Consider the following 26,554-nt stretch of genomic DNA (forward strand, 5'->3'; position numbering starts at 1 on the left):
GTTCGAGTGACGGGAGACTCGTTTCGTGATCGTCGACTGTGCCATCTATCGCGACGGACAACGGACGGAGGGCCCTGAGGACCTCTCCGACGCCCTGGGGGACGCCCGCACGGCCGGCGGTTTCGTGTGGATCGGGCTGCACGAGCCGACGGAGGACGAGTTCGACCATGTGACCCGGGAGTTCGGGCTGCATCCGCTGGCCGTCGAGGACGCCCTCAAGGCCCATCAGCGGCCCAAGCTGGAGGTGTACGACGACTCGCTCTTCGTGGTGCTCAAGCCGGTGGCGTACGAGCCGCAGAGCGACACCGTGTCCTCCGGCGAGATCATGATCTTCCTGGGCGACTCGTTCGTGGTGACCGTCCGGCACGGCGAGGGCTCCCCGCTCAAGGCCGTGCGTCACCGGTTGGAGCAGGAGCCGGAGCTGCTGGGCAAGGGCCCCACGGCCGTGCTGTACGCGGTCGCCGACGCCACGGTCGACCACTATCTGGATGTGGCGACCGAGTTGCAGACGGATCTGGAGGGTCTGGAGGCGGAGGTCTTCTCGCCGGACGGCGGTGGCTCCCGCAACACCGCGTCGCGGATCTACGACTTCAAGCGGCAGGTGCTGGAGTTCCGGCGGGCGACCGGGCCGCTGGCCCCGCCGATGAGCCGGCTGGCGGGCACGGCGTCGACCGGCGTGACCGTGCCGTTCGTGGACGACCGCGCCCGGCCGTTCTTCCGCGACGTCAGCGACCACCTCACGCGCGTGAACGAGTCCGTGGAGAACCTGGACCGGCTGGTGTCGGACATCCTCTCGGCGCATCTCGCGCAGATGAGCGTCCGGCAGAACGACGACATGCGGAAGATCTCCGCGTGGGCTGCGATGGCCGCGATCCCCACGATGTTCGCGGGGATCTACGGCATGAACTTCGAGCACATGCCCGAGCTGCACTACATCTGGTCCTACCCGGCGCTGATGGCCCTGATGGCCGTCCTGGAGGTCATGGTCTTCCGGCTGTTCAAGCGCCGGGGCTGGCTGTAGCGCTGCTCAGGCGAACTCGGGCTCCGGGGTCGCGGGGCCGCCCAGGGCGTTGCGGCGCTCGGGCGGCGTCAGTGACACCATCCGGCGCCAGCCGCCCACGCGTTCGTAGGCGTACATCGCGTGGATGCCCGCCACGAGTACCGCCGACTTGGCCTTGGACCAGCCGAGGATGCGGCCCATGTGCGCCATCACGGCGAGGCTGACGTCGCGGTAGATCCGGATCTCGGCGAGCGCGCACTCGCGCAGGGTGCGCTGGATGACCCTGCCGTGGCCCGCGTAGGCGAAGCGCAGCAGTTCCTCGTGGCAGTAGGCGAGGTGGTTGTCCTCGTCGTGGGAGATCTGCTTGACCGCGCGGCCGATGTCCGGGTGGTCGGCGAAGTGCCTGCGGAGCAGATCCATCTGCTCCGAGGCGCGCTGCTCGGTGACCCTGCTGTGCGAGAGGTAGGTGACGATGTCGCGGACCGCGAGCCGCTCGTCACGCCTGAGCTGCTCGTGCGCGAGGCCGATGCCGTTCTTCTCCAGGAGCATGGTGTAGTCGGTCTCGGGCGGGACCGGGACGGGGTCGAGGCCGCGCTTCTTCATCAGGGCGCTGAAGATCCGGCCGTGCTTGTCCTCGTCGGCGCCGTGCCGGCTGATCTTGGGGGCGAGTTCCCGCTCGGCCTCGGGCACGAGCGCGGCGATACGGGCGTTCTCCCAGCCGCCCTGGGACTCGCCGCTCGCGGCGATGGAGCAGAACAGGGCGAAGGACTCGTCGTTGTCGAGGATCTCCTGGAACAGACTCTTGGCCGAAAGCATCGTGGGCACCTCTCCCGCGCGCGTGGGCGTACTGCGGCCTTCCGCAGGGTTCCGCGAACAACGAGTCAAGTGCGGGGTGGAGGGTGCTGCAACAGGTGTGGGGGACAACTCCGCCGAATGGAGGACGCGGGGGCCGCGACAGCCGGGCCGGAGAAGAGGCGGCGGTGCCGTAACCGCGGGCGGTCCCGGCGCGTTGTTCCGCGTGACGGCCGTGGCGGGGAAGACCCCCGAGCCCCCACCACGGCCGCTGAACTTCCGGTCGGGTTCAGGCGAGCCCGGCGCGCTCCAGGGCCTCCGTGCCGGCCCGCAGGGACGCGAGCCGCTCGTCGAGCGTGAAGCCCGCCGGTGCGAGGGACAGAGTGGTGACCCCGGCCGCGGCGTAGGCCTTCATGCGGTCCGCGATCCGGTCGACGGAACCGAGCAGGGTCGTCTTGTCGATCAGGTCGTGTGGCACGGCGGCCGCGGCGCCCTGCTTGTCGCCGGAGAGGTACTTGCTCTGGATCTCGGCGGCCTCCTGCTCGTAGCCCATGCGCTGGGCGAGCTGGTTGTAGAAGTTCTGCTTGGGGCTGCCCATGCCGCCGACGTACAGCGCGGTGTAGGGACGGAAGGTGTCGGCCAGCGCGGCCACGTCCTTGTCGTCGCCGACGGCGAGCGGCAGGGTCGGGCAGACGTCGAACCCGTCGAGCGTCTTGCCGGCCTTCTCCCGCCCGGCGCGCAGGTGCGTGATCGTGGTGTCCTCGAGGTGCTCGGCGGACGGGAAGATCAGCAGGGCGCCGTCGGCGATCTCGCCGGTCTGCTCGAGGTTCTTCGGGCCGATCGCGGCGATGTACAGCGGGATGTGCTCGCGCTGCGGGTGCACGGTCAGCTTGATCGGCTTGCCCGGGCCGCCGGGCAGGGGCAGCGTCCAGTGCTGCCCCTCGTAGGACAGCCGCTCGCGGGTCATGGCCTTGCGGACGATCTCGACGTACTCGCGGGTGCGGGCGAGCGGCTTGTCGAACTTGACGCCGTACCAGCCCTCGGAGACCTGCGGGCCGGAGACGCCGAGGCCGAGGCGGAAGCGGCCGCCGGAGAGGGAGTCGAGGGTGGCGGCGGTCATGGCCGTCATCGCGGGCTGGCGGGCCGGGATCTGGAAGATGGCGGAGCCCACGTCGATGCGCTCGGTCTGTGCGGCGACCCAGCTCAGCACGGTGGCGGCGTCGGAGCCGTAGGCCTCGGCGGCCCAGCAGACGGCGTACCCGAGCCGGTCGGCCTCCTGGGCGACGGCCAGATTGTCCGCGTCCATTCCGGCACCCCAGTAGCCGAGGTTGATACCGAGCTGCATGCCACATCCCCTTACTGATCAGTAACGTGCCTGTGCGGGCACCTTAGCGCGCGGGCCGGGGAGAGGTACACGGCCGCAGCCCGACCCGCTGCGGTGGCCCCGGGGCAACGGACCGGCCACCCGGGGAAATCCGTCGACGGCGGCCACCCACACGTAGGTTCTGGCCAGTAATCTCGGCGTTCATGGAGCAGAGGCATCTCGGCCGCACCGGCCTTCGTGTGTCCCGCATCGGACTCGGCACCCTGACCTGGGGGCGGGACACCGACGAACACGACGCCGCGGACCTGATGAAGACGTTCTGGGAAGCGGGCGGGACCCTCGTCGACACCGCGGACGTGTACGGGGACGGTGAGGCCGAGTACCTGCTCGGCAGGCTCATGGACGGGCTGGTGCCTCGCCGGGACCTGGTCATCTCGACCAAGGCCGGCAGCGTGCCGGACCCCGACCGCCGGTTCGACGGCTCCCGCGGTCACCTCCTCACCGCGCTGGACGCCTCGCTCGCCCGGCTCGGCACGGACCACGTCGACCTGTGGCACGTGCACGCCTTCGACCCGGACACCCCGCTGGAGGAGACCCTCCAGGCCCTCGACCTGGCGGTCTCCAGCGGGCGTGCCCGGTACGCCGCCGTCTCCAACTTCTGCGGCTGGCAGCTGGCCAAGGCCGCGACCTGGCAGCTGGCGGCCCCCGGCACCCGGACCCGGCTGGCCGGTACGCAGTTGGAGTACTCCCTGCTGCAGCGCGGTGTGGAGCGGGAGGTGCTGCCGGCCGCGCTGGACCTGGGCATAGGCCTGCTGCCCTCCTCGCCGCTCGGGCGCGGCGTGCTGACGGGCAAGTACCGGGGGGACACGGTGCCGCCGGACTCGCGTGGCGCCTCGGAGCACCTCGCGCCCTTCGTCGCGCCGTACCTCGACGACACGGCGAGCCGCATCGTGGACGCCGTGGCGACCGCGGCCGACGGGCTGGCGGTGACGCCGCTCCAGGTGGCTCTGGCGTGGGTGCGCGACCGGCCCGGCGTGGCCGCCCCGATCGTCGGCGCGCGCAACGCGCAGCAGCTCACGGCGGCATTGTCAGTGGAGACCCTTAGTCTTCCTGACGAGATCTGCCGGGCGCTCGACGATGTGTCGGTGCCCGTGCACCGCTATCCCGATCACGACTGGAGCACGCTGTGAGCACGGAGCCCGAGACCACGGAGAACGCCGAGCCGGGGACGCCGGGCGCCGAGGTCACACCGGCACCGGCCGAGGGGGTCGGCAGCGGCGAAGGGACCGACGCGGGCGCCGGGGAGAACCCGGGGGCGCAGAGCGGTGACGCGGGAACCGGTGAGAGCCGCGATGCGGGTGCCGGGGAGGTGGCCGAGGCCGAGAGCGAAACCGCGAGCGCCGGAGAAGCAGCCGAGGGCGCCGGGCAGCTGTCCGAAGCGGAGGCCGAGCTTCGGGCGCAGCAGGTCGAGCGGGAGCGCATCGAGCAGCGCAAGGCCGAGAAGAAGGCGCCGATCGACAGCGGCACCAAGCTGAGCGGCAAGGCCGCCGATCTGCTCGCGGCCGTACGGGCCGTGGAGAGCGGCGAGAAGCCGGTGGCCACGGTGTTCGAGGAACCCCCGCCCGCCCCGCGGCGCCAGGCACCCGAGCCGGAACGGCGGCCGCAGCCGGTGGCTCCCCAGCCCGTCGCCGCGTCGGCGGCTCCCGTGCCGGAGACGGTTCAGGCCGTCCGGCAGGTGCTCGGCGAAGGCGGTGCGCCTGAGGTGCTCGCCCCGCAGATCGCCGCGGTTCTCGGTGAGGACGCCCCCGGACAACTGCGCGCCGACCCCTGGCAGCTGCTGCGGATCGCCGGGGTGCGTCCCGAGCAGGCCGACGGTTTCGCGCGGGCCTTGCTCGGCGCGGGGTGCGGGCCGGACGACGAGCGGCGCGGCCGGGCCCTCACCGGCTGGCTCCTGGAGCAGGCGGCGCTGGCCGGGCACACCGCCCTGGAGATGCCCGCGCTCCTCGAGGCCCTGGCGAAGCGGGGGGTGCCGGACCCCGACGGCGCCGTGCAGGGCGCGATCGCGGAGGGCGAGGCCCTGGTCTTCCAGGACGCCCTGGAGACGGAGGCCGGCACCCCCAGCCGGGCCGACGAGGACGGCACGGAGGAGGACGAGGAGCGTCCGGTCCGTGTCCTGATCGGGCTGGAGCGGTACGCCCTGGCGGAGGAGAGCCTGGCCGACGGCCTGGCCCGGCTGGTCAACTCGACTCCGAAGCAGGACGGTTCGGCCTCGGACTGGGAGCGGGCCGCCGCCGCGGCCCAGGGCTCCACCGCGGAGCTGATCCGGGCGGTGGCCAGTCAGGGCCTGGTGCTGCACACCGGCGGGGAGGCGTCCCTGGCCGAGCCCGCGGCCCTGCTGAACGCCGCGCGGTCGCTCGGAGTGCGGGCCTGGGCGGCCACGCACGGCCCGATCGGCCGCACCCGTTTCGCGGCTCTGCTGGGGAGGGCCGACGGGTCGGCGGGTGAAGCGGCCGACGCTCCCTTGAGCTCGGGCCGCCCCGTCGCCACCGTCTCCGGCCTGCTCGCGGGCCTCGAAGGGCCCGGCCGGGACGCGGACGGGGCCCTCGATCTCGATCTGCTCGTCGTGCTCGACGCGCCTCAGCTCGATGTCGAGACGGCGGCTCTGCTGACCGAGTCGATGCCGGACGGGGCACGGCTGGTCATGGCGGGAGACCCGGCGGTGCTGTGGTCCGTGGGTCCGGGCCGGGTGTTCGCGGATCTGCTCGCGGCGCGGATCTGCCCCCAGGTGGCCTCGCGACGGCCGGACCCGGGGCCGCTGGGCGAGCTGGTCTCCGGTGTCGGCATCGGCGAGCTGAACAAGGTCGAGGCTCCTGGCAAGGAACTCGTGATCGTGCCGGTGCGCGATGCGGGCGAGGCCGTGCACCGTGCGGTCCAGCTCGTCGTGGACTCGGTGCCGCGGGCGATCGGTGTGCCGGCCGAGGAGACCCAGGTGATCACCCCCGGGCACGGCGGGGCCGTCGGGACGCGGGTGCTCAACGCCGCGCTGAAGGAGCGGCTCAATCCGGGCCCGGGCCGCTTCGGCGGCTTCGACCCCGGCGACCGGATCGTCCACTCCCCCGTGCCGGGGCGTGCGCTGCCGGGACGGGTGGTGAGGGCGGACGCCGAGGGGCTGCATCTGTCGTGCGGGGGCGAGAGCGTCGTCGTCCCGAAAGAACTGGTGGAGCAGTCGGTGCGGCACGGGTGGGCGCTGACCGCGCACCAGGCCGTGGGGAGCCGGTGGCCCGCGGTGGTCGTCGTGCTTCCCGGCGATGCGGCCCAGGCACTCAGCCGGCCGTGGGTGTACACGGCGTTCAGCCGGGCCGACCGGCATCTGTCCGTGGTGCACGGGGTGGAGCAGGCACTGCCCCGTGCCGTGGCCGGGGTTCCGGCGAAGCCGCGCACGACCCGGCTTCCGGTGCTGCTCGCGCCACAGGTCAGCGGCGCGTGACGGGGGTGGTGGTCACAGGCCCGGGCCCCTGACCACCACCCCCGCGGTCGTCGGCGTGTGCGCTCAGCGGCGCTCCGCGTCCAGCGGCTCCAGGTCCTCGTCCAGGTCGTCGCCGAGCTCGTCCTCCAGGGCGTCGCCGTCCTCGTCATCGTCGATCTCGTCGTCGAAGACGGCGCTGACGTCGAAGCGGCAGACCACCTGCTGCGGGTCGACCTGCTCGAAGGGCGCCTCCAGCCACTCGCCGGGATCGGCCGGTTCGTCCGCCGCCGTCACCCAGAGCGTGGAGTCGCCTTCCTCCAGCCCGAACTCCTTGTGGCGGGAGGCGATTTCGTCGGGCTCGAACTCGCCGAACAGCAGCCCGAGCGCGCCGTGCACCGTCCCCGAGGCCGGAGAGCCGTCATCGCCCTCCGCGGCCTCGATCCGCTCTGCCTGCGCCAGCAGGCGCTGCGGTTCGGAGACGGCGTAGTCACGACGGATCAGTACGCTCAGCGCGTTGGGTTCCTCGGGGCCCGTGTACGGGGGCAGCGCGTCCTCCGCACCGGGGATCTCGAAGGGCGTGACCTCGTCGTAGCGGTCGTAGAGCAGTTCGTCGTACACCTCTGCGGCCGCGGCCAGCTGGTTGAACGCCTCGAACACGGCCGGGTCGTCCTCCCCCGACCTGCGTTCGACCGCGGCCAGGTGGCGGTCGAGCGCGGTCTTGACCGCCTCGGCGGCGGCGCGTACCTCGGCAGCGGTGGGCTGCGCAGCATCAGACATAGTGCAGACGCTATCCGTACCGGGGCCCAGCCCGCACAATAGATGCGATGCCGGAATACGAATTTGTCGACGTGTACGTGCCGCGCGGGGTCTCCCGCAAGGAGGCGGCACGTCTGCTGACCGACCACGCGGAGTACGGACACTGGGAGTTGTACCGTCTGAGCCTGCTGCGCGACGGCAGCCGCAGGGTGCGGTTGCGCCGGCGGATCATCCGCCAGGTGCGGGCCACGTGGTGAGCGAGGACGGGGCACGGGAAGAAGGCACATGACGGAACGGGCCCCGCGGCTGCGGGGCCCGTTCCGTTCGCGGGGGTGTCAGGCCGAGGCCCGCGCCTTGCGGTAGAGGACCGCGCCCGCGAGCAGCGCGCCCGCGCCGGCCGGCAGGACCAGGCCGAGCGGCAGGTCACTGCCGGTGCTGGCGAGCTGGGACTCACCGTGGGGCTGGGTGACGAACCGGCCGCTCGGCTTGTCGCCGTGCGAGGAGCCGCCCGGGGTCTCGCCGCTCGTGGAGGGCGGTGTGCCCGGAGTGCCGGGGTGACCGGGCTCACCCGGGTGGCCGGGGTTCCCGGGAGTGCCAGGTTCACCCGGGTTGCCGGGAGTACCGGGCTCACCCGGGTTGCCGGGGTTCCCAGGGTTACCGGGCTCGCCCGGATTACCGGGGTTGCCGGGATTACCCGGATTGCCGGGGTTACCCGGCTGACCCGGGGTTTCGTGGCCGCCGCCACCGTTCGAGCAGTCGTTGCCCGTGCTGGGGTTGGCGACGCCGATGACGTCGACACTGTTGCCGCAGACGTTCACCGGCACATGGACCGGCACCTGAATGTGGTTGCCCGAACCCACACCGGGCGAGTCGGTGGCCTGCCCGCTCGCGTGGGAGCCGCTGTGTCCGCCGTGGCCGCCGTGGCCGCCCGACGGCTTTCCACCGCTCTTGTTGGCGCACTTGTTGCCCACCGACGGGTTGAGCAGACCGATGACGTTGACGGTGTTCCCGCACACGTTGACCGGCGCGTGCACCGGCGCCTGCACCGAGTTTCCGGAGAGCACGCCGGGCGAGCCCGACGCCGAACCCTGGGCGCCCGCGTCGGCGTGGGCGGAGCCGCCCGCGGCGGCGATCACGCCGGTCGCGGCCGCCACGGTCATCAGACCCTTGCGGGTGACCTGTCGCATTTACTGAATACCTGCCTTCGACCCTGTCTCGAATTCTTCTCGAATTCCCCGAAAGAAGCGTTCGGTCCCGGAGCGCATGGCATGCGCTCCGGGACCGATGGCTTGGGGCTCCCCTCAACGAGGGGAAAGCATCACTTGTTGATGCAGGTGTTGCCGAAGGCGGGGTTCAGCAGCCCGATCACGGAGACCGTGTTGCCGCAGACGTTCACCGGGACGTGAACGGGCACCTGGACAACGTTGCCGGACAGGACGCCCGGGGAGTGCACGGCGGCACCCTGAGCACCCGAGTCGGCGACGGCCAGGCCCGCGCCCGCGAGAACCAGCCCACCGGTGGCAGCCGCAGCAGCGACGACCTTCTTGATCATTATTCCTCCTAGTTGGCAAAGCGACCCATCTTGCGATCGCATTACCTGTAACGAGGAGGGAGTAATGAGGCTACGAGCTTATGGTCGCATTCACTCTTCCCAGTCGATTCCGTACGCGCGAGCGAATACCGGCGTTTTCGCAGGGCTGGCTCAGGACAGGTCGATGAAGCGGTCGAGCACCCGCACGCCGAACTGCAGGCCCTCCACCGGCACCCGCTCGTCCACGCCGTGGAACATGCCGGCGAAGTCCAGCTCCGGCGGCAGCTTCAGCGGCACGAAGCCGAAGCCCCGGATGCCCAGGTCGTCGAAGGACTTGGCGTCCGTCCCGCCCGAGAGCATGTAGGGGATCGCCTTGGCGGTCGGGTCCTCGGCCAGCAGCGCGGACTGCATCGCCCCCACGAGCGCCCCGTCGAAGGTGGTCTCCACGGCCTTGTCGGCGTGCACGTCCTCACGGCGCACGTTCGGGCCGAGGATGCGGTCGAGGTCGGCGAGGAACTCCTCCTCGTGGCCGGGCAGGAACCGTCCGTCGACGTGGGCGGTCGCCTCACCCGGGATGACGTTGACCTTGTAGCCCGCGCCGAGCTGCGTCGGATTGGCCGTGTTGCTCAGGGTCGCGCCGATGAACTTGGCGATGCCGCCGAGCCTGACGAGGGTCGACTCCATGTCCTCCGGGTCGAGTTCGGTGCCGAGCGCGTCACCGAGTTCGTCGAGGAAGGCCCGGGTGGTCTTGGTGACCCGCACCGGGAACTTGTGCCGCCCGAGCCGCGCGACGGCCTCCGACAGCTCGGTGATCGCGTTGTCCCGGTGGATCATCGATCCATGCCCGGCGGTGCCGGCCACGGTGAGCTTCATCCAGTGCATGCCCTTCTCGGCCGTCTGGATCATGTAGAGCCGCCGCTGCTCGCTGACGGTGAACGAGAACCCACCCACCTCGCTGATCGCCTCGGTGACGCCCTCGAACAGCTCGGGGTGCTTGCGCACGAGGTGCTTGGCGCCGTAGGTGCCGCCCGCCTCCTCGTCGGCGAGGAACGCGAGGACGATGTCGCGCGGGGGCTTGCGACCGCTGCGCAGTCGGTCACGGACGACCGCCAGGGTCATCGCGTCCATGTCCTTCATGTCGACGGCCCCGCGGCCCCACACGCAGCCGTCGGCGACCTCGCCGGAGAAGGGGTGGTGGGTCCAGTCGTCGGCGTTGGCCGGCACGACGTCGGTGTGACCGTGGATGAGGAGCGCGGGCCGGGAGGGGTCCTCGCCCTCGATCCGGGCCACCGTGGAGGCGCGGCCCGGGTGCGACTCGAAGATCTGCGGTTCGAGTCCGACCTCGGCGAGCTTCTCGGCGACGTACTCGGCCGCCTTCCGCTCGCCCGGACCCGAGTGGTCGCCGTAGTTGCTGGTGTCGATCTGGATCAGCTCGCGGCAGAGGTCCACGACCTCGTCCTCGCCGGTGACGCTCCTGGCCGTGTCCGTCTCGCTCACGTGCTTCCTCCCGGTGTCACTGCTGGTGGGTCCCCCTCATCCTCTCTCTCCCCGGCCCGCGCCCCAAGAGCGCTCCCGGCCCGTCACACGCCGTTCACGCCTCGCCGGGGCGCGGACGGGGGGTGATCGGCCACCCCGGAAAGCCTGGTAATGTTTACGTCGTCGCCGCGGGGAGAACCCACGCGACAGACACCTTGTCCGGGTGGCGGAATGGCAGACGCGCTAGCTTGAGGTGCTAGTGCCCTTTATCGGGCGTGGGGGTTCAAGTCCCCCCTCGGACACTTGAGGCTGAGGGCCGTGACCGCGAGGTCACGGCCCTCAGGCGTTTCCGTGACAGAGGTGACCATGACCAGGCGTTCCTGCCCCTGCGGGCTCCCCGAGGCCTACGACGCGTGCTGCGGTCGGTTCCACTCCGGGGCCTCCGCGGCGCCGACCGCCGAGGCGTTGATGCGGTCGCGGTACTGCGCCTTCGTGCAGGGGGACGCGGCCTACCTGCTGCGGACCTGGCATCCGCGGACGCGGCCCGGGACGCTGGAGCTGGATCCGGGTATGCGATGGACCGGGCTGGAGATCCTGGGCGCGAGCGGCGGCTCGGCGTTCCACACCACCGGGACCGTGGAGTTCCGGGCGTCGCACCGGGGCGGGTCGCTGCACGAGCGGAGCCGGTTCGAGCGGGTCGACGGGGCCTGGGTGTACGTCGACGGGGAGTTCCCCGCGTAGCGGGTGCTACGGCGCCAGGATGTCGAGTTCCTGGAGGGCGCCGACCGTGATCTCGCGGGTCAGTTCCTCCGCGCGGGCGGCGTCTCCCGCGCGGACCGCCTCCGCGACCTGGACGTGCAGGGTGACGGCGGCCGGGTCGGGATCCTCGAACATCACGTCGTGCTGGGTGCGGCCGGTCAGGACCTCGGCGACGACGTCGCCGAGACGGGCGAACATCTCGTTGCCGGATGCCTCCAGGACGACGCGGTGGAAGGCGACGTCGTGCAGGAGGTAGCCCTCCAGCTTGTGACCGCGCGAGTGGGCGACCATGCCGAGGGCGCATTCGGTGAGCTCGGCGCACTGCTCCGCCGTGGCGTGCCGGGCGGCGAGGCCGGCCGCGACCGGTTCGATCGCCGAGCGCAGCACCGTGAGGGACCGCAGCTGCCGGGGGCGGTCCGCGCCGGCCAGCCGCCAGCGGATGACCTGCGGGTCGTAGACGTTCCACTCGGACTTCGGGCGGACCGTGACGCCGACGCGGCGGCGGGACTCCACCAGGTACATGGACTCCAGCACCCGAACCGCCTCGCGCATCACGGAGCGCGACACGTCGAAACGCTGAGCGAGCTCGTCGGTGCGCAGGACACTGCCCGGCGGGTACTCACCCGCTGTGATCTCGGGGCCGAGGGTGTCCAGTACACGGCCGTGCAGCCCCCGGCCCGGTGTGGTCATGCACTCAGCGTACGGGGTAGATCACGGAGACAAAAAGTCAGACTTATTAGTGACGAGCTCTTGAATTCGTCGTACCTAATGGGTTTCAGTGGCGTCGACATCACGTGTCGACCGCGGACAGCAGACAGTGAGGCAGCGATGAAGACCCCCCACGTCGTCGTGGTCATGGGCGTAGCGGGCACCGGCAAGACCACCATCGGTCCCCTGCTCGCGGCCCGGATCGGCGTTCCCTACGCCGAGGGCGACGACTTCCACCCGCCGGCCAACATCGCCAAGATGTCGGCCGGTACCCCGCTCACCGACGAGGACCGCCTGCCGTGGCTCGACTCCATCGGCGCGTGGGCGCACGGGCGGGCGGGGCTCGGCGGGGTGGTCAGCTGCTCGGCGCTGAAGCGGTCGTACCGCGACCGGCTGCGGGCCGCCGCACCCGGCGTGGTCTTCGTGCACCTCGCCGGTGACCGCGCGCTGATCGAGGACCGGATGTCGCACCGGCAGGGGCACTTCATGCCCACGGCGCTGCTCGACTCCCAGTTCGCCACGCTCCAGCCCCTGGAGGCGGACGAGGCGGGGGTCGAGGTGAACGTCTCGGGCAGTCCGGAGGAGATCACCCGGCGGGCGGCGCTCGCTCTGGAGGACCTCCCCGAACCCGTCCGGTAGCCCCTGCCGGCCGCTTCCCCTCCCCTACTCCCCCAACGCAAGGGAACCCACCCGTGACCAGACTCAGCGTCGAGATGCTGGCAGCGGACGCACCCGAGCCGATCACCTCGGCCGGCCACGCTCAGCTGGGCATCGCCGTCCTGGCGGGCATCGCCGTCATCGTCCTGCTCATCACGAAGTTCAAGCTGCACGCCTTTCTGTCGCTGACCATCGGGTCACTGGCGCTCGGCGCGATCGCCGGGGCGCCGCTGGACAAGGTGCTCACCAGCTTCAGCGCAGGACTCGGCACCACGGTCGCCGGCGTCGGTGTGCTGATCGCCCTCGGGGCGATCCTCGGCAAGATGCTCGCCGACTCCGGCGGCGCCGACCAGATCGTCGACACCATCCTCGCCAAGGCCGGCGGGCGGTCGATGCCGTGGGCGATGGTGCTGATCGCCTCCGTGATCGGGCTGCCGCTGTTCTTCGAGGTCGGCATCGTGCTGCTGATCCCGGTCGTGCTGATGGTGGCCAAGCGCGGCAACTACTCGCTGATGCGCATCGGCATCCCGGCGCTCGCGGGCCTGTCCGTGATGCACGGGCTGGTGCCGCCGCACCCAGGTCCGCTGGTCGCGATCGACGCCGTCGGGGCGGACCTCGGTGTGACGCTGGCGCTCGGTGTCCTGGTCGCCATACCGACCGTGATCATCGCCGGCCCGGTGTTCTCGAAGTACGCGGCCCGCTGGGTCGACGTCCCGGCTCCCGAGAAGATGATCCCGCAGCGCCCCTCCGAGGAGCTCGACAGGCGCCCCGGCTTCGGTGCCACGCTGTTCACGGTGCTGCTCCCGGTGATCCTCATGCTCGCCAAGGCGCTGGTCGACATCGTGGTCGACGACCCCGAGAACCCGGCGCAGCGCGTCTTCGACGTCATCGGCGCCCCGCTGATCGCCCTGCTCGCCTCGGTGTTGGTCGGCATCTTCACGCTGCTGCGGCCCGCCGGGTTCTCCAAGGAGCGGCTCTCCCCGCTCGTCGAGAAGAGCCTCATGCCGATCGCGGGCATCCTGCTGATCGTCGGCGCGGGCGGCGGCTTCAAGCAGACGCTGATCGACACCGGTGTGGGCCAGATGGTCTTGGACGTCTCCAAGGACTGGGCCATCCCCGCGCTGCTGCTGGCCTGGCTGATCGCGGTGGTGATCCGCCTCGCGACGGGTTCGGCGACCGTGGCCACGGTCTCGGCGGCCGGTCTGGTCGCCCCGCTCGCGGCCGACATGTCGACCACGCACGCCGCCCTGCTCGTCCTCGCCATCGGCGCCGGCTCGCTCTTCTTCAGTCACGTCAACGACGCCGGGTTCTGGCTGGTGAAGGAGTACTTCGGGCTGAGCGTCGGCCAGAACATCAAGACCTGGTCCGTGATGGAGACGATCATCTCGGTGGTCGCCGGGGGCCTGGTCCTGCTGTTGTCCCTCGTGATCTAGGAGTACGGCGATGACGGCTCATCCCCTCTTCGACATCGGCGGCCGCACCGCCCTGGTCACCGGATCCAGCCGGGGCATCGGACTCGCTCTCGCGCGCGGTCTGGCGGAGGCCGGCTGCACGGTCGTCCTGAACGGACGTGACGGGGCCCGGCTCGCCGAGGCCGCCGCCGGGCTGCCCGGCGACCGGGTGCACACGGCCGCGTTCGACGTGACCGACGGACGCTCGGTGGCCTCGGGGGTCGCCGAGGTCGAGGAGCGGGTGGGCCCGCTCGACATCCTCGTCAACAACGCGGGCATGCAACTGCGGGCCCCGCTGCTGGAGTTCGGCGAGTCCGACTGGCACCGGATCCTGGACACCAATCTGACCAGTGCCTTCCTGGTCGGCCGGGAGGCGGCGCGCCGGATGACGGAACGCGGCCACGGGAAGATCATCAACATCTGTTCGCTGCAGAGCGAGGTGGTACGGCCCGGGATCGCCCCGTACGCCGCCACCAAGGGCGCGCTCAAGATGCTCACCAAGGGCATGTGCGCGGACTGGGGGCCGTACGGGGTGCAGGTCAACGGGCTGGGGCCGGGCTACATCGAGACCGAACTGACCCGGCCGCTGGTGGAGGACGAGGAGTTCAGCTCCTGGGTGCGGCGGCGCACACCCGCCGGGCGCTGGGGGCGTACGCAGGACCTGGTGGGCGGGGTGCTGTTCCTCGCCTCCCCCGCGGCGGACTTCGTCAGCGGACAGGTGCTGTATGTCGACGGCGGTATGACGAGCGTGCTGTGACCTGCCGGGAGGCTTCCATGCTGGGTTGTGTGATCCACGGTCAGGGTGATCTGCGGGTGGCGGAGCTGCCGGTGCCGGAGCCGGGGCCGGGGCAGGCGCTGATCGCCGTGCGGTACGGCGGGGTGTGCGGGTCGGATCTGCACTACTGGCGGCACGGCGGAGTCGGTGACTTCCGGCTGCGCGAGCCGATGGTGCTCGGGCACGAGGTCGTGGGGACGGTGGTGACGTACGGCCCCGGTGGCGCGGGACCGGCTCCGGGTACCGCGGTCGCCGTGCATCCGGCCACGCCGTGCGGGGTGTGCCCGGAGTGCGGGGCCGGGCGGCGCAACGTCTGCCGGGACACCCGGTATCTCGGGAGTGCGGCGCGGTTTCCGCACGTGCAGGGGGGTTTCGCGGATCGGGTGGTCGTGCCGTCCGGGCAGGTGCGGGCGCTGCCGGACGGTCTGGGGCTGCGGCGGGCGGCGCTGGCCGAGCCCTTGGCGGTCGCTCTGCACGCGGTGCGGCGGGCCGGGGAGGTGGCGGGGCGGCATGTGCTGGTGACGGGCGCCGGGCCCATCGGGTGCCTGGTGGTCGCGGCGGCGAAGGCGGCGGGGGCCGCGCAGGTGACGGTGTCGGACCTGCTGCCCGAGGCGTTGGAGTACGCGCGGATCGCCGGGGCGGGGACGGTCGTCAGGGCTGATGATCCCGATGACCGTGGATGGCCCGGGGAGGTCGATGTGGCCGTGGAGGCGTCCGGGGTGGCCGCGGGGCTGGACACGTGTCTGCGGCGGGTGCGGCGGGGTGGCGTCGTGGTGCAGCTGGGGATGCTGCCGGCGGGGCACAGTCCGTTCGCCGGGAACCTGGTGGTGAGCCGGGAGATCGAGCTGCGGGGGGCGTTCCGCTTCGACGGGGAGTTCGATGACGCGCTGACTCTGCTCGCCGGGGTGCCTGCGTTCGACGGGCTGATCAGTGCGGTGGTTCCCGTGGGGGAGGTCGAGTCGGCGTTTGCTCTGGCCGCTGACCGGAGTCGGTCGTGCAAGGTGCTGTTGGATTTCGCGCCTTCGTCGTAGGGGTGTATGCCGTTCGGCGGGTGCGGGTGCGTCGTGGTTGTTCGCGCAGTTCCCCGCGCCCCTGGGGTGAGGGACTGCGGGCGCCTTCTGAGGTGCTGGTGCGTTGTTGTCGATCGCGCAGTTTGCCGCGCCCCTGGGGCACACGGCTACCGGCGCCATAGAGGGTGCTCTCTGTCTGCCCACTCTCTGGCCACCTCGCCCGTGCGCATGCCCCTTCTCGATTCCGGGTCCGCCAGCGCCATGCCGATGTGGCTGGCCAGGACGATGCCGATGGTCAGGGCCAGCCAGTCGTGGACGAAGGTGGCGCTGGTGCGCCAGAGGAGCGGCGTGAGGTGGGTGAACCACATCATCAGGCCCGTGGCGAGCATGACCAGGGTGGCGCCGGCGATCCAGGCGGCGTAGAGCTTCTGCCCCGCGTTGTACTTGGCGGCGGGGCGTGACGCGGGGCGTTTGTCGCGGTGCAGGGCGGCGCGCAGCCAGGTGCGGTCGTGCGGGCCGAAGCGGTTGAGGCGGCCGAGGTCGGCGCGAAAGACCCGGGAGGCGAGGCCGGCCAGGACGGGGACGGGCAGCGCGAGGCCCGACCACTGGTGCAGGGTGACGACCAGGTCGCGGCGGCCGACGAGTTCGGCGAGCTGGGGGAGGTAGAGGCAGGCCGCCGTGCCGACGCAGACGCCCATCAGCGCGGCGGTGGTGCGGTGGATCCAGCGCTGCAGCGGGGTGAAGCGGCGCACTCGGGCCGTGGCCGGGGGCGTGTCAGCTCGTAGGGTCATCGTCGCGTCCGTTCGAGCGGCCCACCCAGGCGTCGACGTCGTAGCCGCGCTCCTCCCAGTAGCCCGGCCGGACCTCGTCGGTGACGGTGATGCCGGAGAGCCACTTGGCGGACTTGTAGAAGTACATGGGCGCCACGTAGAGGCGGACCGGGCCGCCGTGGGAGTGGCCGAGGTCCTTGTCCTGCATGCGCAGGGCGACCAGGACGTCCGCGCGACGGGCCTGGTCGAGGGTGAGGCTCTCGGTGTACGTGCCGTCGAAGCAGGTGAAGCGGATCGCCTTGGCCGTGGGGCGGAGCCGGGCCGCGTCCAGGAGCCGGGAGAGGCGTACGCCCTCGAAGGGGGTGTCGGGGACGCGCCAGCCCGTGACGCACTGGACGTCGCGGACCATGCGGGTCTGGGGCAGGGCTCTCAGGTCGTCCAGGGTGTACGTCGCGGGGCGGTCGACCAGGCCGTTCACGGTGAGGCGGTAGTTGCCTGCGGTCTTGCGCGGGACGGACGAGGCGACCGAGTAGTAGCGGAAGCCGCCGCCGTTGGGGAGCAGGCCGGTCAGGCCGGTGGGGTCGTTGTCGGCCGCGCCGCCGAGGAAGCGCTCCAGGCCGCGTTGCAGCGGCGGGGCCGCGACCACGCCGACGGCACCCAGGGCCAGGGTGCCGAGGAAGACGCGGCGGCCGATCGGGGTGCCCCGTTCTTCGGGGTGTTCGTCGCTCACACCCTTGGGTACGTCCTCGTTCACGTACTCATTCGAACACCCGCGGCCCCGGTACGACAGGGCTCGCGGGTGCGCGTCAGACTTCCGTAACCACTTCTTACGGGAGCCGCCTCAGGAGGAGGCCGCCTTGTCCAGCTGGAACGCCTCGTTGCCGAGGCCGATCCGGGCGTGCCTCTCGGGGGCGCGGGCGCGCAGCACCACGCCGAGGACCACGCCCGCGAGCGCGGCCAGGCCGATGATGCCGGGAAGCACCCAGCTCAGCGAGGAGTCGGGGCCGGCGCCGACCAGCACCTCGAAGTCCTTCACCGTGTAACCGGCGATCACCAGCAGGGCGATGCCCGCCAGTGCGGACGTGACCAGCCGCCAGGCCTGGGCGGCGGCGGCGCCGCGGCGGACGAAGAAGACCACGACGGACAGGGACGCCGCCGCCATCAGCACGATCACGCCGAGGGCTCCGACGTTGCCGAACCAGGTGAACAGCTGCAGGACGGGCGCGGTCGGGTCGCCGACCGGCTTGTCGTCGGCGATCGCGAAGGCGGCCACGACCACCACGGCCACGGCGGTCTGGAGCAGCGAGCCGGTGCCGGGTGCGCCGCTGCTGCCGCTGGTGCGGCCGAAGGCGGCGGGCAGCAGGCCCTCGCGGCCCATGGCGAAGGCGTAGCGGGCGACGACGTTGTGGAAGCTGAGCAGCGCGGCGAACATGCCGGTGACGAACAGGACGTGCAGGGCGTCCGTGAAGGTGCCGCCGAGGCGGGACTCGGTGAGGAAGAACAGCAGCCCGGCGCTCTGCTTCCGGGCCGTGCCGACGATGGCGGCGGGGCCGGTGGCGACGGTGAGGGCCCAGCTGCTGAGGGCGAAGAAGACGGCGACCCCGCCGACGGCGAGGAACATCACGCGCGGCACCAGGACGTGCGGGCGGCTGGTCTCCTCGGCGTAGACCGGGGCCTGCTCGAAGCCGAGGAACGCGGCGATGCAGAAGCACAGCGCGGTGCCGACACCGGCGCCGGTGAGGGTGTCGGGGTCGAAGGCGTGCAGCGACAGGCCCTCCTTGCCGGGGTCGGCCAGGGCGGCCACGTCGAAGACGACGACCAGGAGCACCTCGATGACCAGCAGCACTCCGAGCACGCGGGCGTTGACGTCGATCTTGAGCCAGCCCAGCAGCCCGACGGCGAGCGCGGCCACGAGCGCCGGTATCCACCAGGCGATCTTCAGGTCGGCGTAGGTGGCGAGGAGTCCGGAGACCTCGAAGCCGAAGATGCCGTAGATGCCGACCTGGAGCGCGTTGTAGGCGACGAGGGCGACCAGGGCGGCGCTCGCGCCCGCGGTGGCTCCGAGGCCCCGGCGGATGTAGGCGTAGAAGGCGCCGGCGTTGTGGACGTGGCGGCTCATCTCGGCGTATCCGACGCTGAACAGGATCAGGACGACACCGAGGATGACGAAGAGCAGCGGCTGGCCGACGATTCCCATCACCGCGTATGTGGTGGGCATGACACCCGCGACGACCATGAGCGGGGCGGTCGCCGCGAGGACGGAGAGCAGCAGTCCCCCGGTGCCGAGCCGGTCCGCCCGCAGGGCGCGCTCCTGCCCTTTGAACGTACTGATGCCGCCGGAGGCGGATGGGCTCGTTCTCGAACTGTCCGTGGTCATCGGGGGAGCGTCCTCACTCTTCGGGGCGGGGGGCGTCAGGCCGTGCCCAGCGCGGCGGCGCGGGCGGCGGCGAAAGCGGTGTGCGGGTCGCGGTGCGGGTACGACCAGGGGGCCGGGGTGGCGTGCCGGCCGATCCGGTGGAAGAGGGCGGCGGCCTCGGCTCCCCGCCCCTCGCAGAATTTGGCGTGGGCGAGGAAGTTCAGGTCGATCAGCCGCCGCGGGTGCCCCTCCAGCTCCCACTCCAGCCACCAGTCGAAGGCGGCTTTCATGACCTGCCGGGCGCGGCGGCCCGTCCAGTGGCCGGAGGCGGCCGGGTCGGCGCTTTCGTGCCCGGCGGCGGCCAGCGCGCGGTAGCGCTCGGCGTGCGCGATGACGGGCAGGATCGCGAGCGGGGAGTCGGCGGGTGCTTGTTCGGCGGCCCAGTTGGCGAAGTCGTAGACCTCGTGCAGCGGGTCCGGGCCGGCCTCGGTGCGGCGGGTGGCGAGCCGGGCCACCATCAGGTGGTGGGCGTGGTGGTGGTCGGTGTACCGGCCGCGTACCGCCTCGAAGCTGCGGACGGCGTCCTCGTCACCGCCGATCGCGCACTCCAGCATGAGCAGGCCCAGCCAGGGGGTGGGGTCGGCGGGGACCCGGGCGGCGGCGGTCCGGCACGCCTCACGGGCGTGGTCGGGTTTGGCCTTCCCCTGCAGCGCGCGCCGGACCTGGGCCAGGGCGAGCAGCACGGCGGCGTCGGCGGACTCGGGTTCGGCCAGGAGCCACTCCCGGGCCCAGGCGGCGCAGGAGGACTCCCGGGCGAGAACGGTGACGCGGTGGGCCCGCCGGTCCCAGTCGTCCCCGGTGTGCACCAGCAGGGAACGGGTGTTCTGCCAGCGGCCCTGCGCCAGTGCGGCGCGCGCGGCCACGAGTTCGGCGTCGTCGAGGGCCTCGTCGAAGGCCTGCGCCGCACGTCTGCGGCCACGGCCGAGGGGAGGCGGGGGTGGGGACACCGCGGGACTTCCTCACGCGCTCTTCTGGTGTTTCGGCTCACGGCGGCAGAAGGAGCGCGCATGTGCGCATCGCCATGGGCTGATCACGCACAGCCAACCCCCAGCCAATGGTCGCCGTCAAGAGCCGTCGGGGTGTTACACGCGTCAACTGCCGCCACTTGTGAGCCTTTTGTGATTCAGGAGGCGGCAGAGGCGCCTGTGAGCCGCATCCGATTTTTCCGTTACGTCCTTTGTGACGTACGTCATAGCGTGAGCTGTCACCGCCCCCGACGATGGCAGGACGTACGGGCGCGCCGGGTGGAGCCGGCCGGTACAGTCGGCCCCTACGCAACCGTGAACCCGACCTGACGATCGAGGTACACCGCGTGTCGGTTCCAGTCCTGGCGCTCGCCCTGGGTGCCGCCTGCTGTCTCGGCTTCGGCTTCGTCCTCCAGCAGAGCGCGGCTCAGCGGGCCCCGCTGAGCGATTTCCTCTCCTTCCGGCTGCTGCTCGACCTCGTGAAGGTGCCGCGCTGGCTCGGCGGCATCGCGCTGATGGTGGCCGGCATGGGCCTGGGCGCGGCCGCGCTGGGGCAGGGCGAGCTGTCCCTGGTGGAGCCGCTGCTGGCGACGAACCTGCTCTTCGCGCTGGCGCTCTCCCGCCGGCAGAGCCGGCAGCCCTTGGGCCGCCAGGGCTGGGCGGGCCTCTTCCTGCTGGCCGGCGGCGTGACCGCGTTCATCGTGGCGGGCCGGCCGGAGGGCGGCGCGGCCACGGCCGATCCGGTGCGGCAGTGGCTGATCATCGGGATCATGATCGGGCTCGCCTTGCTGCTCACGACCCGCGGCAAGCGGTCCCGGCTGAGTTCGGGTCCGGTGCTGCTGGCCCTGGCCGCCGGGCTGCTTTACGGCGTGCAGGACGCGCTGACCAGGGTCAGCGGGCAGAAGGTCTCCGACGGCGGCTTCGCCGAGCTGCTCACCGGCTGGGAGCCGTACGCGGTGATCGCGCTCGGGGTCACGGGGCTGGTCCTCGTACAGAGCGCGTTCGAGACCGCGTCCCTGCGCAAGTCGCTGCCCGCCCTGACCGCGGCCCAGCCGCTCGCCGGGATCGTGTGCGGCGTCGGCTTCCTGGGCGACCGGCTGCGCACCGACGCGGTGGCCCTGAGCTGGGAGGCCGGTGGCCTGCTGGCAGTCGTCGCCGGGATCGTGCTGCTGGGCATGCACCCGGCGATGCCGCACGGCGCACCGGAACGGGCCCGTGTGAACACACCCGCGGTGAGCCCGGCCTCACCCTGAGGGCCCTGCCCCGCCGGCGTCCCCTGCCCTGCTTGGATGAGGGCATGAGCGCTGCTGACGAGATCCTCGACATCGTCGACGAGAACGACCAGGTCATCGGGCAGGCCCCACGCGGCGAGGCCTACGCCCTCGGGCTGCGCCACCGGTGCGTCTTCGTCCAGGCCCGGGACGCCGAGGGCCGGATCTTCGTGCACCGGCGCACCCCGACCAAGCTGGTCTTTCCCTCCCTCCACGATATGTTCGTCGGCGGAGTCGTCGGCGCCGGCGAGTCCTACGACGCCGCCGCCCTGCGCGAGGCCGAGGAGGAACTCGGAGTGACCGGTCTGCCGCGGCCGCGGCACCTCTTCACGTTCCTGTACGACAACGGCTCCGGCCGGACCTGGTGGTCGGCGGTCTACGAGGTCCGCTGCGAGCTCCCGGTGCGGCCGCAGGCCGAGGAGGTGGCCTGGCACGACTTCCTGTCCGAGGCCGAGGTCGAGCGGCGCCTGGCCGACTGGGCGTGGGTGCCGGACGGGCTCGCGGCGTACGAGCGGCTCAGGGCGTTCCGGTCGGCCGGCTCGCGGGGGCTCGACGGGGCGCCCGGGTAGGGTCGCGCACGTGATCGAGTTCGTACGGAACGTCCGGTTGTGGTTCGCGCCCGCGGAGGTCAGGGAGGACGGCGAGACGCCCGACTACCGGTTCTCGCTGGCGAACGAACGCACCTTCCTCGCCTGGGTGCGCACGGCGCTCGCGCTGATCGGCGGCGGATTCGCCGTGGACCAGTTCCTGCCGGACCTGCGCTGGGGCTGGCGGGTCGGGCTGGCGCTCGCGCTGCTGGCCGCGGGCGTGCTGTGCTCGCTGCGGGCGGTCAACCACTGGGTGCGCTGCGAGCGGGCCATGCGCCGCGGCGAGGACCTGCCGGTGTCCCGGTTCCCGGCACTGCTGAGCCTGGTCGTCGCGGTCGTGGCCGTGGCCATGGTCGTGGTGGTGCTGGTGGGGTGGGAGGGGTGAGCGGTCCGGCCGTCCGGCAGCGGGACCCCGACCGCGACCCCGGACTGCAGCCGGAGCGGACCCGGCTCGCGTGGCGGCGCACGACCCTGTCGGGCACGGTCGTCGCCGTGCTCGCCGTGAAGACGGTGCTGCACGGCGGGGCCTCCGCTGCCGGGATCGTCGCCTGCGCCGTGTGCTGTGTGCTCTGGCTGGGCTTCCTGAGCGTCGCCCACCTGCGTATCCGCGCTCTCGCGATGGCAGCGACCCCCAGGGCGTTCGCGCCCCGGCACGCGGCGGCCGCGGTGCTGTGCACGGTGGCGATGGCGGTGTGCGGGGCGGCCCTCGTGCTCTGACCTGCGTCCGGCACCCAGCCCTGCCGGGAGGTCAGTCCCACGCGTTGAACAGCACCCCGCCCAGTGTGGTGAGCCCGTGGAGACGCACCTGGCGCCACTCGTCCCGGGTCAGGACCGAGGTGTCGACGTCGGGGAGCGGCAGGGTGAGCTGTGCGCGGTCGAGCACCGTGAATCCCAGGTCTGCGAAGGCCCCGGCCCACGGTGGCGGCGAGCGGAACTCGTCGGTGTACCAGTCCCGGCGTTCCCCGGCGAAGGCGATCCAGGGGTGGTGTGCGTGACAGAGGACGGCGCGCTCGCCGGCGGCCTCGACGACCGTCGCGGTGTGGAACGAACGGGGGTATGCCTGTTCCTCCATCTCGCCCACCCGGCCACCGGCCGCCCGGGCGGCCGCGTACAGCGCTGCCCGGAACGCCCGCGGGTCGCTTTCCGGCAACGGCCCGTCCTTCGGCCGGAAGAAGCCCGTGGCGCCTCGCGGCAGGGTGAACACCGCGTTCTTCTCCACGGCCACGGGGCCCCTTCTGCCTCGGAGGCCCGGCCGTCCCGGGCCGGCGCTCCTGAGCCTATGCCTCACCCTCGCTCTCCCAGTCCACCGTCACCACGATCTTGCCGCGGGTGCGGCCCTCCTGGCTCAGCCGGTGCGCGTCGGCGGCCCGCTCCAGGGGGAACGTCTCGTCGATGTGCACGCTGATCACGCCCTGTTCCGCCAGGCCGGCCAGGCGCCGCAGGTCCTCGGCGTCGGGGCGGACGAAGTAGTAGCGGCCGCCGTAGGTCACGACGTCGTTGTCGGCGATCGACGCCAGGCAGCCCTCGGGCGCCAGCAGGTTCGCCGACACCTTCAGGGCGTCCCCGCCGACGGTGTCGAACACCGCGTCCACGCCCTCCGGGGCCAGTCCGCGCACCCGCTCGCCCAGGCCCTCGCCGTACACCACCGGCTCCCCGCCCAGGCTCCGCACGAAGTCGTGGTTGGACTCGCTCGCCGTACCGATCACCCTGGCGCCGAGGTGCACGCCGAGCTGGACGGCGATCGATCCGACGCCGCCGGCCGCTGCATGCACCAGCACGGTCTCGCCCCGCTTCACCTGGAGCACCTTGACCAGCATCTGGTAGGCGGTGAGACCGACCAGCGGCAACCCGGCCGCCTCCTCGAAGGAGAGGTTGCGCGGCTTGCGCGCGAGGGTGCGCAGGGGTGCGGCCACGTACTCGGCGAAGGTGCCGCGGGAGAGGAAGTCCTCGCGCACGTACCCGATGACCTCGTCCCCGACGCCGAACTCCGAGACGGCCACCCCCGGCCGCACGACGACGCCCGAGACGTCCCAGCCGGGCACCACGGGGAAGACGGGGGCGAGGATCCCGTCGAGATACCCCTCCCGGCACTTCCAGTCGACGGGGTTCACGGACGCCGCCCGCACCTTGACCAGCACCGCGTCGGGGCCGACCTTCGGATCGCGCACCTCCCCGAACGCCAGCGCCTCGGGACCGCCGTACCGTGAGTAGCTGATGGCCTTCATGGCTTTGACCTTCCGGGCTCGCCGGGCGACGCGCAAGCCGGATGACCTGAACGAACCGGCCGAAACCTCCCCGGCCGCCGCACGGGAGGCCCCCTCGGCCTATCGTGGCCCCGATCACGTTTCGGTCCCGCTCTGGACGACATACCGACCGGTCGGCATCATGAGTCGGGAACTGTTCACCTGCCCGTAGGAGCGACGCATGAGCCCCGACCATCCGCCCGGACTGGATCTCGAACGGTTGCGCGACCTGCTCGACCGCGAGCGGCCCGGCCTGGTGAACGGCCCGCTGTCCGGCCGGCTGATCGAGGGCGGACGCTCGAACCTCACCTACGCGGTCTCCGACGGCACGTCCCGCTGGGTCGTGAGACGGCCCCCGCTCGGCCACGTCCTGGCCACCGCGCACGACATGAAGCGCGAGCACCGGGTGATCAGCGCGCTGCACCCGACCGCCGTGCCGGTCCCGCGTCCGGTGCTGCTGTGCGAGGACGAGGAGGTGCTCGGGTCGCCCTTCTACGTCATGGAGTTCGTCGACGGCACCCCGTACCGCACCGCCGACCAGCTCGCCCCGATCGGCGCGGAGCGGACCCGGGGCGCGGTGCTGAACCTCGTGGACACGCTGGTGGAGCTGCACGCGGTCGACCCGGGCGAGGTGGGCCTGGCGGACTTCGGCCGGCCCGAGGGCTTCCTGGACCGGCAGCTGCGGCGCTGGGGCAAGCAGCTGGACGCCTCCCGCAACCGGGACCTGGACGGCATCGACGAGCTGCACGCCGCCCTCGGGCGCGAGCTGCCCCACTCCCCCGCCCCGGCCGTCGTGCACGGCGACTACCGGCTCGACAACGTCCTCATCGGCGAGGACGACCGGATCAGGGCCATCCTCGACTGGGAGATGTCGACGCTGGGCGATCCGCTCACGGACCTCGGCCTGCTGGTGATGTACAGCATGCCGCTCGGCATGCCCGACTCGCCCGTCTCCACGACCGCCGAGGCCCCCGGGCACCCGGCGCCGTCGGAGCTCATCGAGCGGTACGCCGCCCGCTCGGGGCGGGACGTCTCCGCGGTGTCCTGGTACACGGCGTTCGCCTGGTTCAAGCTCGCCGTGATCCTCGAGGGCATCCACTACCGCTACACGCTGGGCCAGACGGTCGGACGCGGCTTCGACCGCATCGGCGACCTCGTCCCCGTCTTCGTCCGGCACGGACTGACCACGCTCCACGAAGGCCTCCAGGAGGGCTGATCCACATGGACTTCGCTTTCGACGCGCGCACCGAAGAGCTGCGCGCCAAGCTCCTCGCCTTCATGGACGAGTACGTCTATCCCGCCGAGGCGGTCGCTCACGAGCAGCGCGAACAGCTCGCCTCCCCGTGGGAGAACCCGCCCGTGGTGGAGGAGCTGAAGGCCGAGGCCCGCAGGCAGGGCCTGTGGAACCTCTTCCTGCCGGACTCCGAGTACGGAGCGGGGCTCACCAACCTCCAGTACGCGCCGCTCGCCGAGATCATGGGCCGCTCCCCGCAGCTGGCGCCGACCGTGACGAACTGCGCGGCTCCCGACACCGGGAACATGGAGGTGCTCACCCAGTTCGGCGACGAACAGCAGCGCAAGCAGTGGCTGGAGCCGCTGCTGGCCGGCGAGATCCGCTCGGCGTTCGCGATGACCGAGCCGGACGTGGCCTCCTCGGACGCCACCAACATCACCACGCACATCGAGCGCGACGGCGACGAGTACGTCATCACCGGCCGCAAGTGGTACATCTCCGGGGCGATGCACCCCGACTGCAAGATCTTCATCGTGATGGGCAAGACCGATCCCGAAGGGGAGGACATCCGCCGCCAGCAGTCGATGGTGCTGGTGCCGCGCGACACCCCGGGCGTCACGATCAAGCGGGCCATGCAGGTGTTCGGGTACGAGGACCACTACCACGGCGGCCACGCCGAGGTGATCTTCGACCACGCGCGCGTGCCGGTCTCGAACCTGGTCGGCGAGGAGGGCGGCGGTTTCGCCATCGCGCAGGCGCGGCTCGGTCCCGGGCGGATCCACCACTGCATGCGGCTGATCGGGATGGCGGAGCGGGCGATCGAGCTGATGTGCCGGCGGGCCGTCTCCCGCACCGCGTTCGGCAAGGCGCTGGCGCAGCAGGGCGTGGTGCACAACTGGATCGCGGACGCGCGCGTGACGGTGGAGCAGCTGCGGCTGCTGGTGCTCAAGACCGCCTGGCTGATGGACACCGTGGGCAATCGCGGTGCGCACACCGAGATCCAGTCGATCAAGATCGCCACGCCTCGGGCCGTGGTGGACATCCTCGACCGGGCGATCCAGTTGCACGGCGCCGGCGGCGTGAGCCAGGACTTCCCGCTGGCGGAGCTGTACGCCGGGGCGCGGACGCTGATGATCGCGGACGGGCCGGACGAGGTGCACCAGCGGTCGCTGGCACGCCGGGAGCTGAAGCGATACCTGTGACGTGCCGCGGTACGGCGGGGGGCGCCCCCCCCCACCCCCCCCCCCCCGCCGGGGCACCCCCCGGTGTGGGCGGGGGGTTGTGCGCGGAGTGTGAAACATCGCACGGTCTCGTGAACGCCCGTCCGGGTAGGGCGGGCATTTCGCGGGGTTTCCCGCCACGA

At 71.9% G+C, this 26,554-nt stretch carries 28 protein-coding genes and 1 tRNA gene; 16 read left to right on the forward strand and 13 right to left on the reverse strand.

Annotated features, from left to right (window positions below):
* Positions 1 to 25 precede the first annotated feature (25 nt).
* Complete coding sequence (locus ADK65_RS28925) at positions 26 to 1,021, forward strand: magnesium and cobalt transport protein CorA (protein WP_053673938.1); 996 nt, start codon at positions 26 to 28, stop codon at positions 1,019 to 1,021.
* Between the two features lie 6 nt (positions 1,022 to 1,027).
* Here the strand turns inward: ADK65_RS28925 and ADK65_RS28930 are convergent, their stop codons facing one another.
* Together ADK65_RS28930 and ADK65_RS28935 are read right to left on the reverse strand one after the other, a co-directional pair.
* Positions 1,028 to 1,816: a hypothetical protein gene (locus tag ADK65_RS28930; protein WP_053673939.1), complete on the reverse strand. Its 789-nt coding sequence runs from the start codon at positions 1,814 to 1,816 to the stop codon at positions 1,028 to 1,030.
* 265 nt (positions 1,817 to 2,081) lie between these two features.
* Positions 2,082 to 3,137 (reverse strand): LLM class F420-dependent oxidoreductase, encoded by a 1,056-nt coding sequence (locus ADK65_RS28935; protein ID WP_053673940.1) that lies wholly within the window; start codon positions 3,135 to 3,137, stop codon positions 2,082 to 2,084.
* Positions 3,138 to 3,319: 182 nt separating this feature from the next.
* Between ADK65_RS28935 and ADK65_RS28940 the strand changes: the two genes are divergently transcribed.
* Entirely contained in the window at positions 3,320 to 4,306 is a 987-nt protein-coding gene (locus tag ADK65_RS28940) for an aldo/keto reductase (RefSeq protein ID WP_053673941.1), read from the forward strand.
* Positions 4,303 to 6,603, forward strand: coding sequence for an ATP-dependent DNA helicase (locus ADK65_RS28945; protein ID WP_053673942.1), 2,301 nt, complete (start codon positions 4,303 to 4,305; stop codon positions 6,601 to 6,603). Before ADK65_RS28940 ends, ADK65_RS28945 begins: the two co-directional genes overlap by 4 nt.
* A gap of 63 nt (positions 6,604 to 6,666) precedes the next feature.
* Here ADK65_RS28945 and ADK65_RS28950 read toward each other — a convergent pair whose 3' ends face one another.
* Positions 6,667 to 7,359 (reverse strand): hypothetical protein, encoded by a 693-nt coding sequence (locus ADK65_RS28950; protein ID WP_053673943.1) that lies wholly within the window; start codon positions 7,357 to 7,359, stop codon positions 6,667 to 6,669.
* Between the two features lie 47 nt (positions 7,360 to 7,406).
* Between ADK65_RS28950 and ADK65_RS28955 the strand changes: the two genes are divergently transcribed.
* The gene (locus ADK65_RS28955) at positions 7,407 to 7,595 is read left to right on the forward strand and encodes a DUF5703 family protein (protein WP_053673944.1); all 189 of its coding nucleotides are present in this window, start codon (positions 7,407 to 7,409) and stop codon (positions 7,593 to 7,595) included.
* Positions 7,596 to 7,673: 78 nt separating this feature from the next.
* Here the strand turns inward: ADK65_RS28955 and ADK65_RS39835 are convergent, their stop codons facing one another.
* From ADK65_RS39835 to ADK65_RS28970, 3 genes are all read right to left on the reverse strand, one after another.
* Entirely contained in the window at positions 7,674 to 8,525 is an 852-nt protein-coding gene (locus ADK65_RS39835; protein WP_053673945.1) for a chaplin, read from the reverse strand.
* 131 nt (positions 8,526 to 8,656) lie between these two features.
* Complete coding sequence (chpH, locus tag ADK65_RS28965) at positions 8,657 to 8,890, reverse strand: chaplin ChpH (protein ID WP_030608446.1); 234 nt, start codon at positions 8,888 to 8,890, stop codon at positions 8,657 to 8,659.
* A gap of 150 nt (positions 8,891 to 9,040) precedes the next feature.
* Positions 9,041 to 10,366, reverse strand: coding sequence for a M20/M25/M40 family metallo-hydrolase (locus ADK65_RS28970; RefSeq protein WP_031108618.1), 1,326 nt, complete (start codon positions 10,364 to 10,366; stop codon positions 9,041 to 9,043).
* A 196-nt stretch (positions 10,367 to 10,562) separates the two neighbouring features.
* Between ADK65_RS28970 and ADK65_RS28975 the strand changes: the two genes are divergently transcribed.
* Both ADK65_RS28975 and ADK65_RS28980 read left to right on the forward strand, forming a co-directional pair.
* Positions 10,563 to 10,647: transfer RNA gene (locus tag ADK65_RS28975), tRNA-Leu, on the forward strand.
* A 64-nt stretch (positions 10,648 to 10,711) separates the two neighbouring features.
* The gene (locus ADK65_RS28980; RefSeq protein ID WP_053673978.1) at positions 10,712 to 11,086 is read left to right on the forward strand and encodes a YchJ family protein; all 375 of its coding nucleotides are present in this window, start codon (positions 10,712 to 10,714) and stop codon (positions 11,084 to 11,086) included.
* Positions 11,087 to 11,092: 6 nt separating this feature from the next.
* Here the strand turns inward: ADK65_RS28980 and ADK65_RS28985 are convergent, their stop codons facing one another.
* Positions 11,093 to 11,794, reverse strand: coding sequence for a FadR/GntR family transcriptional regulator (locus ADK65_RS28985; protein ID WP_053673946.1), 702 nt, complete (start codon positions 11,792 to 11,794; stop codon positions 11,093 to 11,095).
* A gap of 138 nt (positions 11,795 to 11,932) precedes the next feature.
* Here ADK65_RS28985 and ADK65_RS28990 point away from each other — a divergent pair, with 138 nt between their 5' ends.
* From ADK65_RS28990 to ADK65_RS29005, 4 genes are read left to right on the forward strand one after another with little or no spacing between them, the layout of a single operon-like run.
* Entirely contained in the window at positions 11,933 to 12,451 is a 519-nt protein-coding gene (locus ADK65_RS28990) for a gluconokinase (RefSeq protein WP_053673947.1), read from the forward strand.
* 53 nt (positions 12,452 to 12,504) lie between these two features.
* Positions 12,505 to 13,902: a gluconate:H+ symporter gene (locus tag ADK65_RS28995; RefSeq protein ID WP_053673948.1), complete on the forward strand. Its 1,398-nt coding sequence runs from the start codon at positions 12,505 to 12,507 to the stop codon at positions 13,900 to 13,902.
* 10 nt (positions 13,903 to 13,912) lie between these two features.
* Complete coding sequence (locus ADK65_RS29000; RefSeq protein WP_053673949.1) at positions 13,913 to 14,677, forward strand: SDR family oxidoreductase; 765 nt, start codon at positions 13,913 to 13,915, stop codon at positions 14,675 to 14,677.
* Positions 14,678 to 14,694: 17 nt separating this feature from the next.
* Positions 14,695 to 15,726, forward strand: a complete 1,032-nt coding sequence (locus ADK65_RS29005) for an L-idonate 5-dehydrogenase (protein WP_053673979.1) — start codon at positions 14,695 to 14,697, stop codon at positions 15,724 to 15,726.
* A 146-nt stretch (positions 15,727 to 15,872) separates the two neighbouring features.
* Here the strand turns inward: ADK65_RS29005 and ADK65_RS29010 are convergent, their stop codons facing one another.
* From ADK65_RS29010 to ADK65_RS29025, 4 genes are all read right to left on the reverse strand, one after another.
* Entirely contained in the window at positions 15,873 to 16,496 is a 624-nt protein-coding gene (locus tag ADK65_RS29010; protein ID WP_053673950.1) for a cytochrome b/b6 domain-containing protein, read from the reverse strand.
* Positions 16,480 to 17,229: a molybdopterin-dependent oxidoreductase gene (locus tag ADK65_RS29015; RefSeq protein ID WP_420709101.1), complete on the reverse strand. Its 750-nt coding sequence runs from the start codon at positions 17,227 to 17,229 to the stop codon at positions 16,480 to 16,482. Before ADK65_RS29015 ends, ADK65_RS29010 begins: the two co-directional genes overlap by 17 nt.
* Before the next feature lie 87 nt (positions 17,230 to 17,316).
* The gene (locus ADK65_RS29020; protein WP_053673951.1) at positions 17,317 to 18,852 is read right to left on the reverse strand and encodes an APC family permease; all 1,536 of its coding nucleotides are present in this window, start codon (positions 18,850 to 18,852) and stop codon (positions 17,317 to 17,319) included.
* A 35-nt stretch (positions 18,853 to 18,887) separates the two neighbouring features.
* A complete protein-coding gene (locus ADK65_RS29025) occupies positions 18,888 to 19,838 on the reverse strand; it encodes a hypothetical protein (protein WP_053673952.1) in 951 nt (316 codons plus the stop codon).
* Positions 19,839 to 20,203: 365 nt separating this feature from the next.
* Here ADK65_RS29025 and ADK65_RS29030 point away from each other — a divergent pair, with 365 nt between their 5' ends.
* From ADK65_RS29030 to ADK65_RS29045, 4 genes are read left to right on the forward strand one after another with little or no spacing between them, the layout of a single operon-like run.
* Positions 20,204 to 21,109, forward strand: a complete 906-nt coding sequence (locus ADK65_RS29030) for a DMT family transporter (protein ID WP_053673953.1) — start codon at positions 20,204 to 20,206, stop codon at positions 21,107 to 21,109.
* 44 nt (positions 21,110 to 21,153) lie between these two features.
* A complete protein-coding gene (locus ADK65_RS29035; protein WP_053673954.1) occupies positions 21,154 to 21,696 on the forward strand; it encodes an NUDIX hydrolase in 543 nt (180 codons plus the stop codon).
* A 10-nt stretch (positions 21,697 to 21,706) separates the two neighbouring features.
* Positions 21,707 to 22,099: a YidH family protein gene (locus tag ADK65_RS29040; RefSeq protein ID WP_053673955.1), complete on the forward strand. Its 393-nt coding sequence runs from the start codon at positions 21,707 to 21,709 to the stop codon at positions 22,097 to 22,099.
* Entirely contained in the window at positions 22,096 to 22,431 is a 336-nt protein-coding gene (locus ADK65_RS29045) for a DUF202 domain-containing protein (RefSeq protein WP_053673956.1), read from the forward strand. The genes ADK65_RS29040 and ADK65_RS29045 overlap by 4 nt, the downstream gene beginning before the upstream one ends.
* Before the next feature lie 31 nt (positions 22,432 to 22,462).
* On the opposite strand, the gene ADK65_RS29050 is transcribed toward ADK65_RS29045, so the two are convergent.
* Both ADK65_RS29050 and ADK65_RS29055 read right to left on the reverse strand, forming a co-directional pair.
* The gene (locus tag ADK65_RS29050) at positions 22,463 to 22,939 is read right to left on the reverse strand and encodes a hypothetical protein (RefSeq protein ID WP_053673957.1); all 477 of its coding nucleotides are present in this window, start codon (positions 22,937 to 22,939) and stop codon (positions 22,463 to 22,465) included.
* Between the two features lie 52 nt (positions 22,940 to 22,991).
* Positions 22,992 to 23,939 (reverse strand): NADP-dependent oxidoreductase, encoded by a 948-nt coding sequence (locus ADK65_RS29055; RefSeq protein ID WP_053673958.1) that lies wholly within the window; start codon positions 23,937 to 23,939, stop codon positions 22,992 to 22,994.
* A 199-nt stretch (positions 23,940 to 24,138) separates the two neighbouring features.
* Here ADK65_RS29055 and ADK65_RS29060 point away from each other — a divergent pair, with 199 nt between their 5' ends.
* Together ADK65_RS29060 and ADK65_RS29065 are read left to right on the forward strand one after the other, a co-directional pair.
* Entirely contained in the window at positions 24,139 to 25,173 is a 1,035-nt protein-coding gene (locus ADK65_RS29060) for a phosphotransferase family protein (protein WP_053673959.1), read from the forward strand.
* A 5-nt stretch (positions 25,174 to 25,178) separates the two neighbouring features.
* Positions 25,179 to 26,393: an acyl-CoA dehydrogenase gene (locus tag ADK65_RS29065; protein WP_053673960.1), complete on the forward strand. Its 1,215-nt coding sequence runs from the start codon at positions 25,179 to 25,181 to the stop codon at positions 26,391 to 26,393.
* Positions 26,394 to 26,554: the final 161 nt, after the last annotated feature.

Source organism: Streptomyces sp. NRRL B-1140, from assembly GCF_001280065.1.
Classification (GTDB): Bacteria; Actinomycetota; Actinomycetes; order Streptomycetales; family Streptomycetaceae; genus Streptomyces.

Excerpts from the sequence above, each read along its gene's own strand:
- ADK65_RS39835 (WP_053673945.1), bottom strand. The coding sequence starts at position 8,525 with ATGCGACAGGTCACCCGCAAGGGTCTGATGACCGTGGCGGCCGCGACC.
- chpH (WP_030608446.1), bottom strand. The coding sequence starts at position 8,890 with ATGATCAAGAAGGTCGTCGCTGCTGCGGCTGCCACCGGTGGGCTGGTT.
- ADK65_RS29055 (WP_053673958.1), bottom strand. The coding sequence starts at position 23,939 with ATGAAGGCCATCAGCTACTCACGGTACGGCGGTCCCGAGGCGCTGGCG.
- ADK65_RS28990 (WP_053673947.1), top strand. The coding sequence starts at position 11,933 with ATGAAGACCCCCCACGTCGTCGTGGTCATGGGCGTAGCGGGCACCGGC.
- ADK65_RS29060 (WP_053673959.1), top strand. The coding sequence starts at position 24,139 with ATGAGCCCCGACCATCCGCCCGGACTGGATCTCGAACGGTTGCGCGAC.
- ADK65_RS28980 (WP_053673978.1), top strand. The coding sequence starts at position 10,712 with ATGACCAGGCGTTCCTGCCCCTGCGGGCTCCCCGAGGCCTACGACGCG.
- ADK65_RS29005 (WP_053673979.1), top strand. The coding sequence starts at position 14,695 with ATGCTGGGTTGTGTGATCCACGGTCAGGGTGATCTGCGGGTGGCGGAG.
- ADK65_RS28985 (WP_053673946.1), bottom strand. The coding sequence starts at position 11,794 with ATGACCACACCGGGCCGGGGGCTGCACGGCCGTGTACTGGACACCCTC.
- ADK65_RS29000 (WP_053673949.1), top strand. The coding sequence starts at position 13,913 with ATGACGGCTCATCCCCTCTTCGACATCGGCGGCCGCACCGCCCTGGTC.
- ADK65_RS29065 (WP_053673960.1), top strand. The coding sequence starts at position 25,179 with ATGGACTTCGCTTTCGACGCGCGCACCGAAGAGCTGCGCGCCAAGCTC.
- ADK65_RS28930 (WP_053673939.1), bottom strand. The coding sequence starts at position 1,816 with ATGCTTTCGGCCAAGAGTCTGTTCCAGGAGATCCTCGACAACGACGAG.
- ADK65_RS29035 (WP_053673954.1), top strand. The coding sequence starts at position 21,154 with ATGAGCGCTGCTGACGAGATCCTCGACATCGTCGACGAGAACGACCAG.
- ADK65_RS28955 (WP_053673944.1), top strand. The coding sequence starts at position 7,407 with ATGCCGGAATACGAATTTGTCGACGTGTACGTGCCGCGCGGGGTCTCC.
- ADK65_RS29010 (WP_053673950.1), bottom strand. The coding sequence starts at position 16,496 with ATGACCCTACGAGCTGACACGCCCCCGGCCACGGCCCGAGTGCGCCGC.
- ADK65_RS28935 (WP_053673940.1), bottom strand. The coding sequence starts at position 3,137 with ATGCAGCTCGGTATCAACCTCGGCTACTGGGGTGCCGGAATGGACGCG.
- ADK65_RS28940 (WP_053673941.1), top strand. The coding sequence starts at position 3,320 with ATGGAGCAGAGGCATCTCGGCCGCACCGGCCTTCGTGTGTCCCGCATC.
- ADK65_RS29020 (WP_053673951.1), bottom strand. The coding sequence starts at position 18,852 with ATGACCACGGACAGTTCGAGAACGAGCCCATCCGCCTCCGGCGGCATC.
- ADK65_RS28950 (WP_053673943.1), bottom strand. The coding sequence starts at position 7,359 with ATGTCTGATGCTGCGCAGCCCACCGCTGCCGAGGTACGCGCCGCCGCC.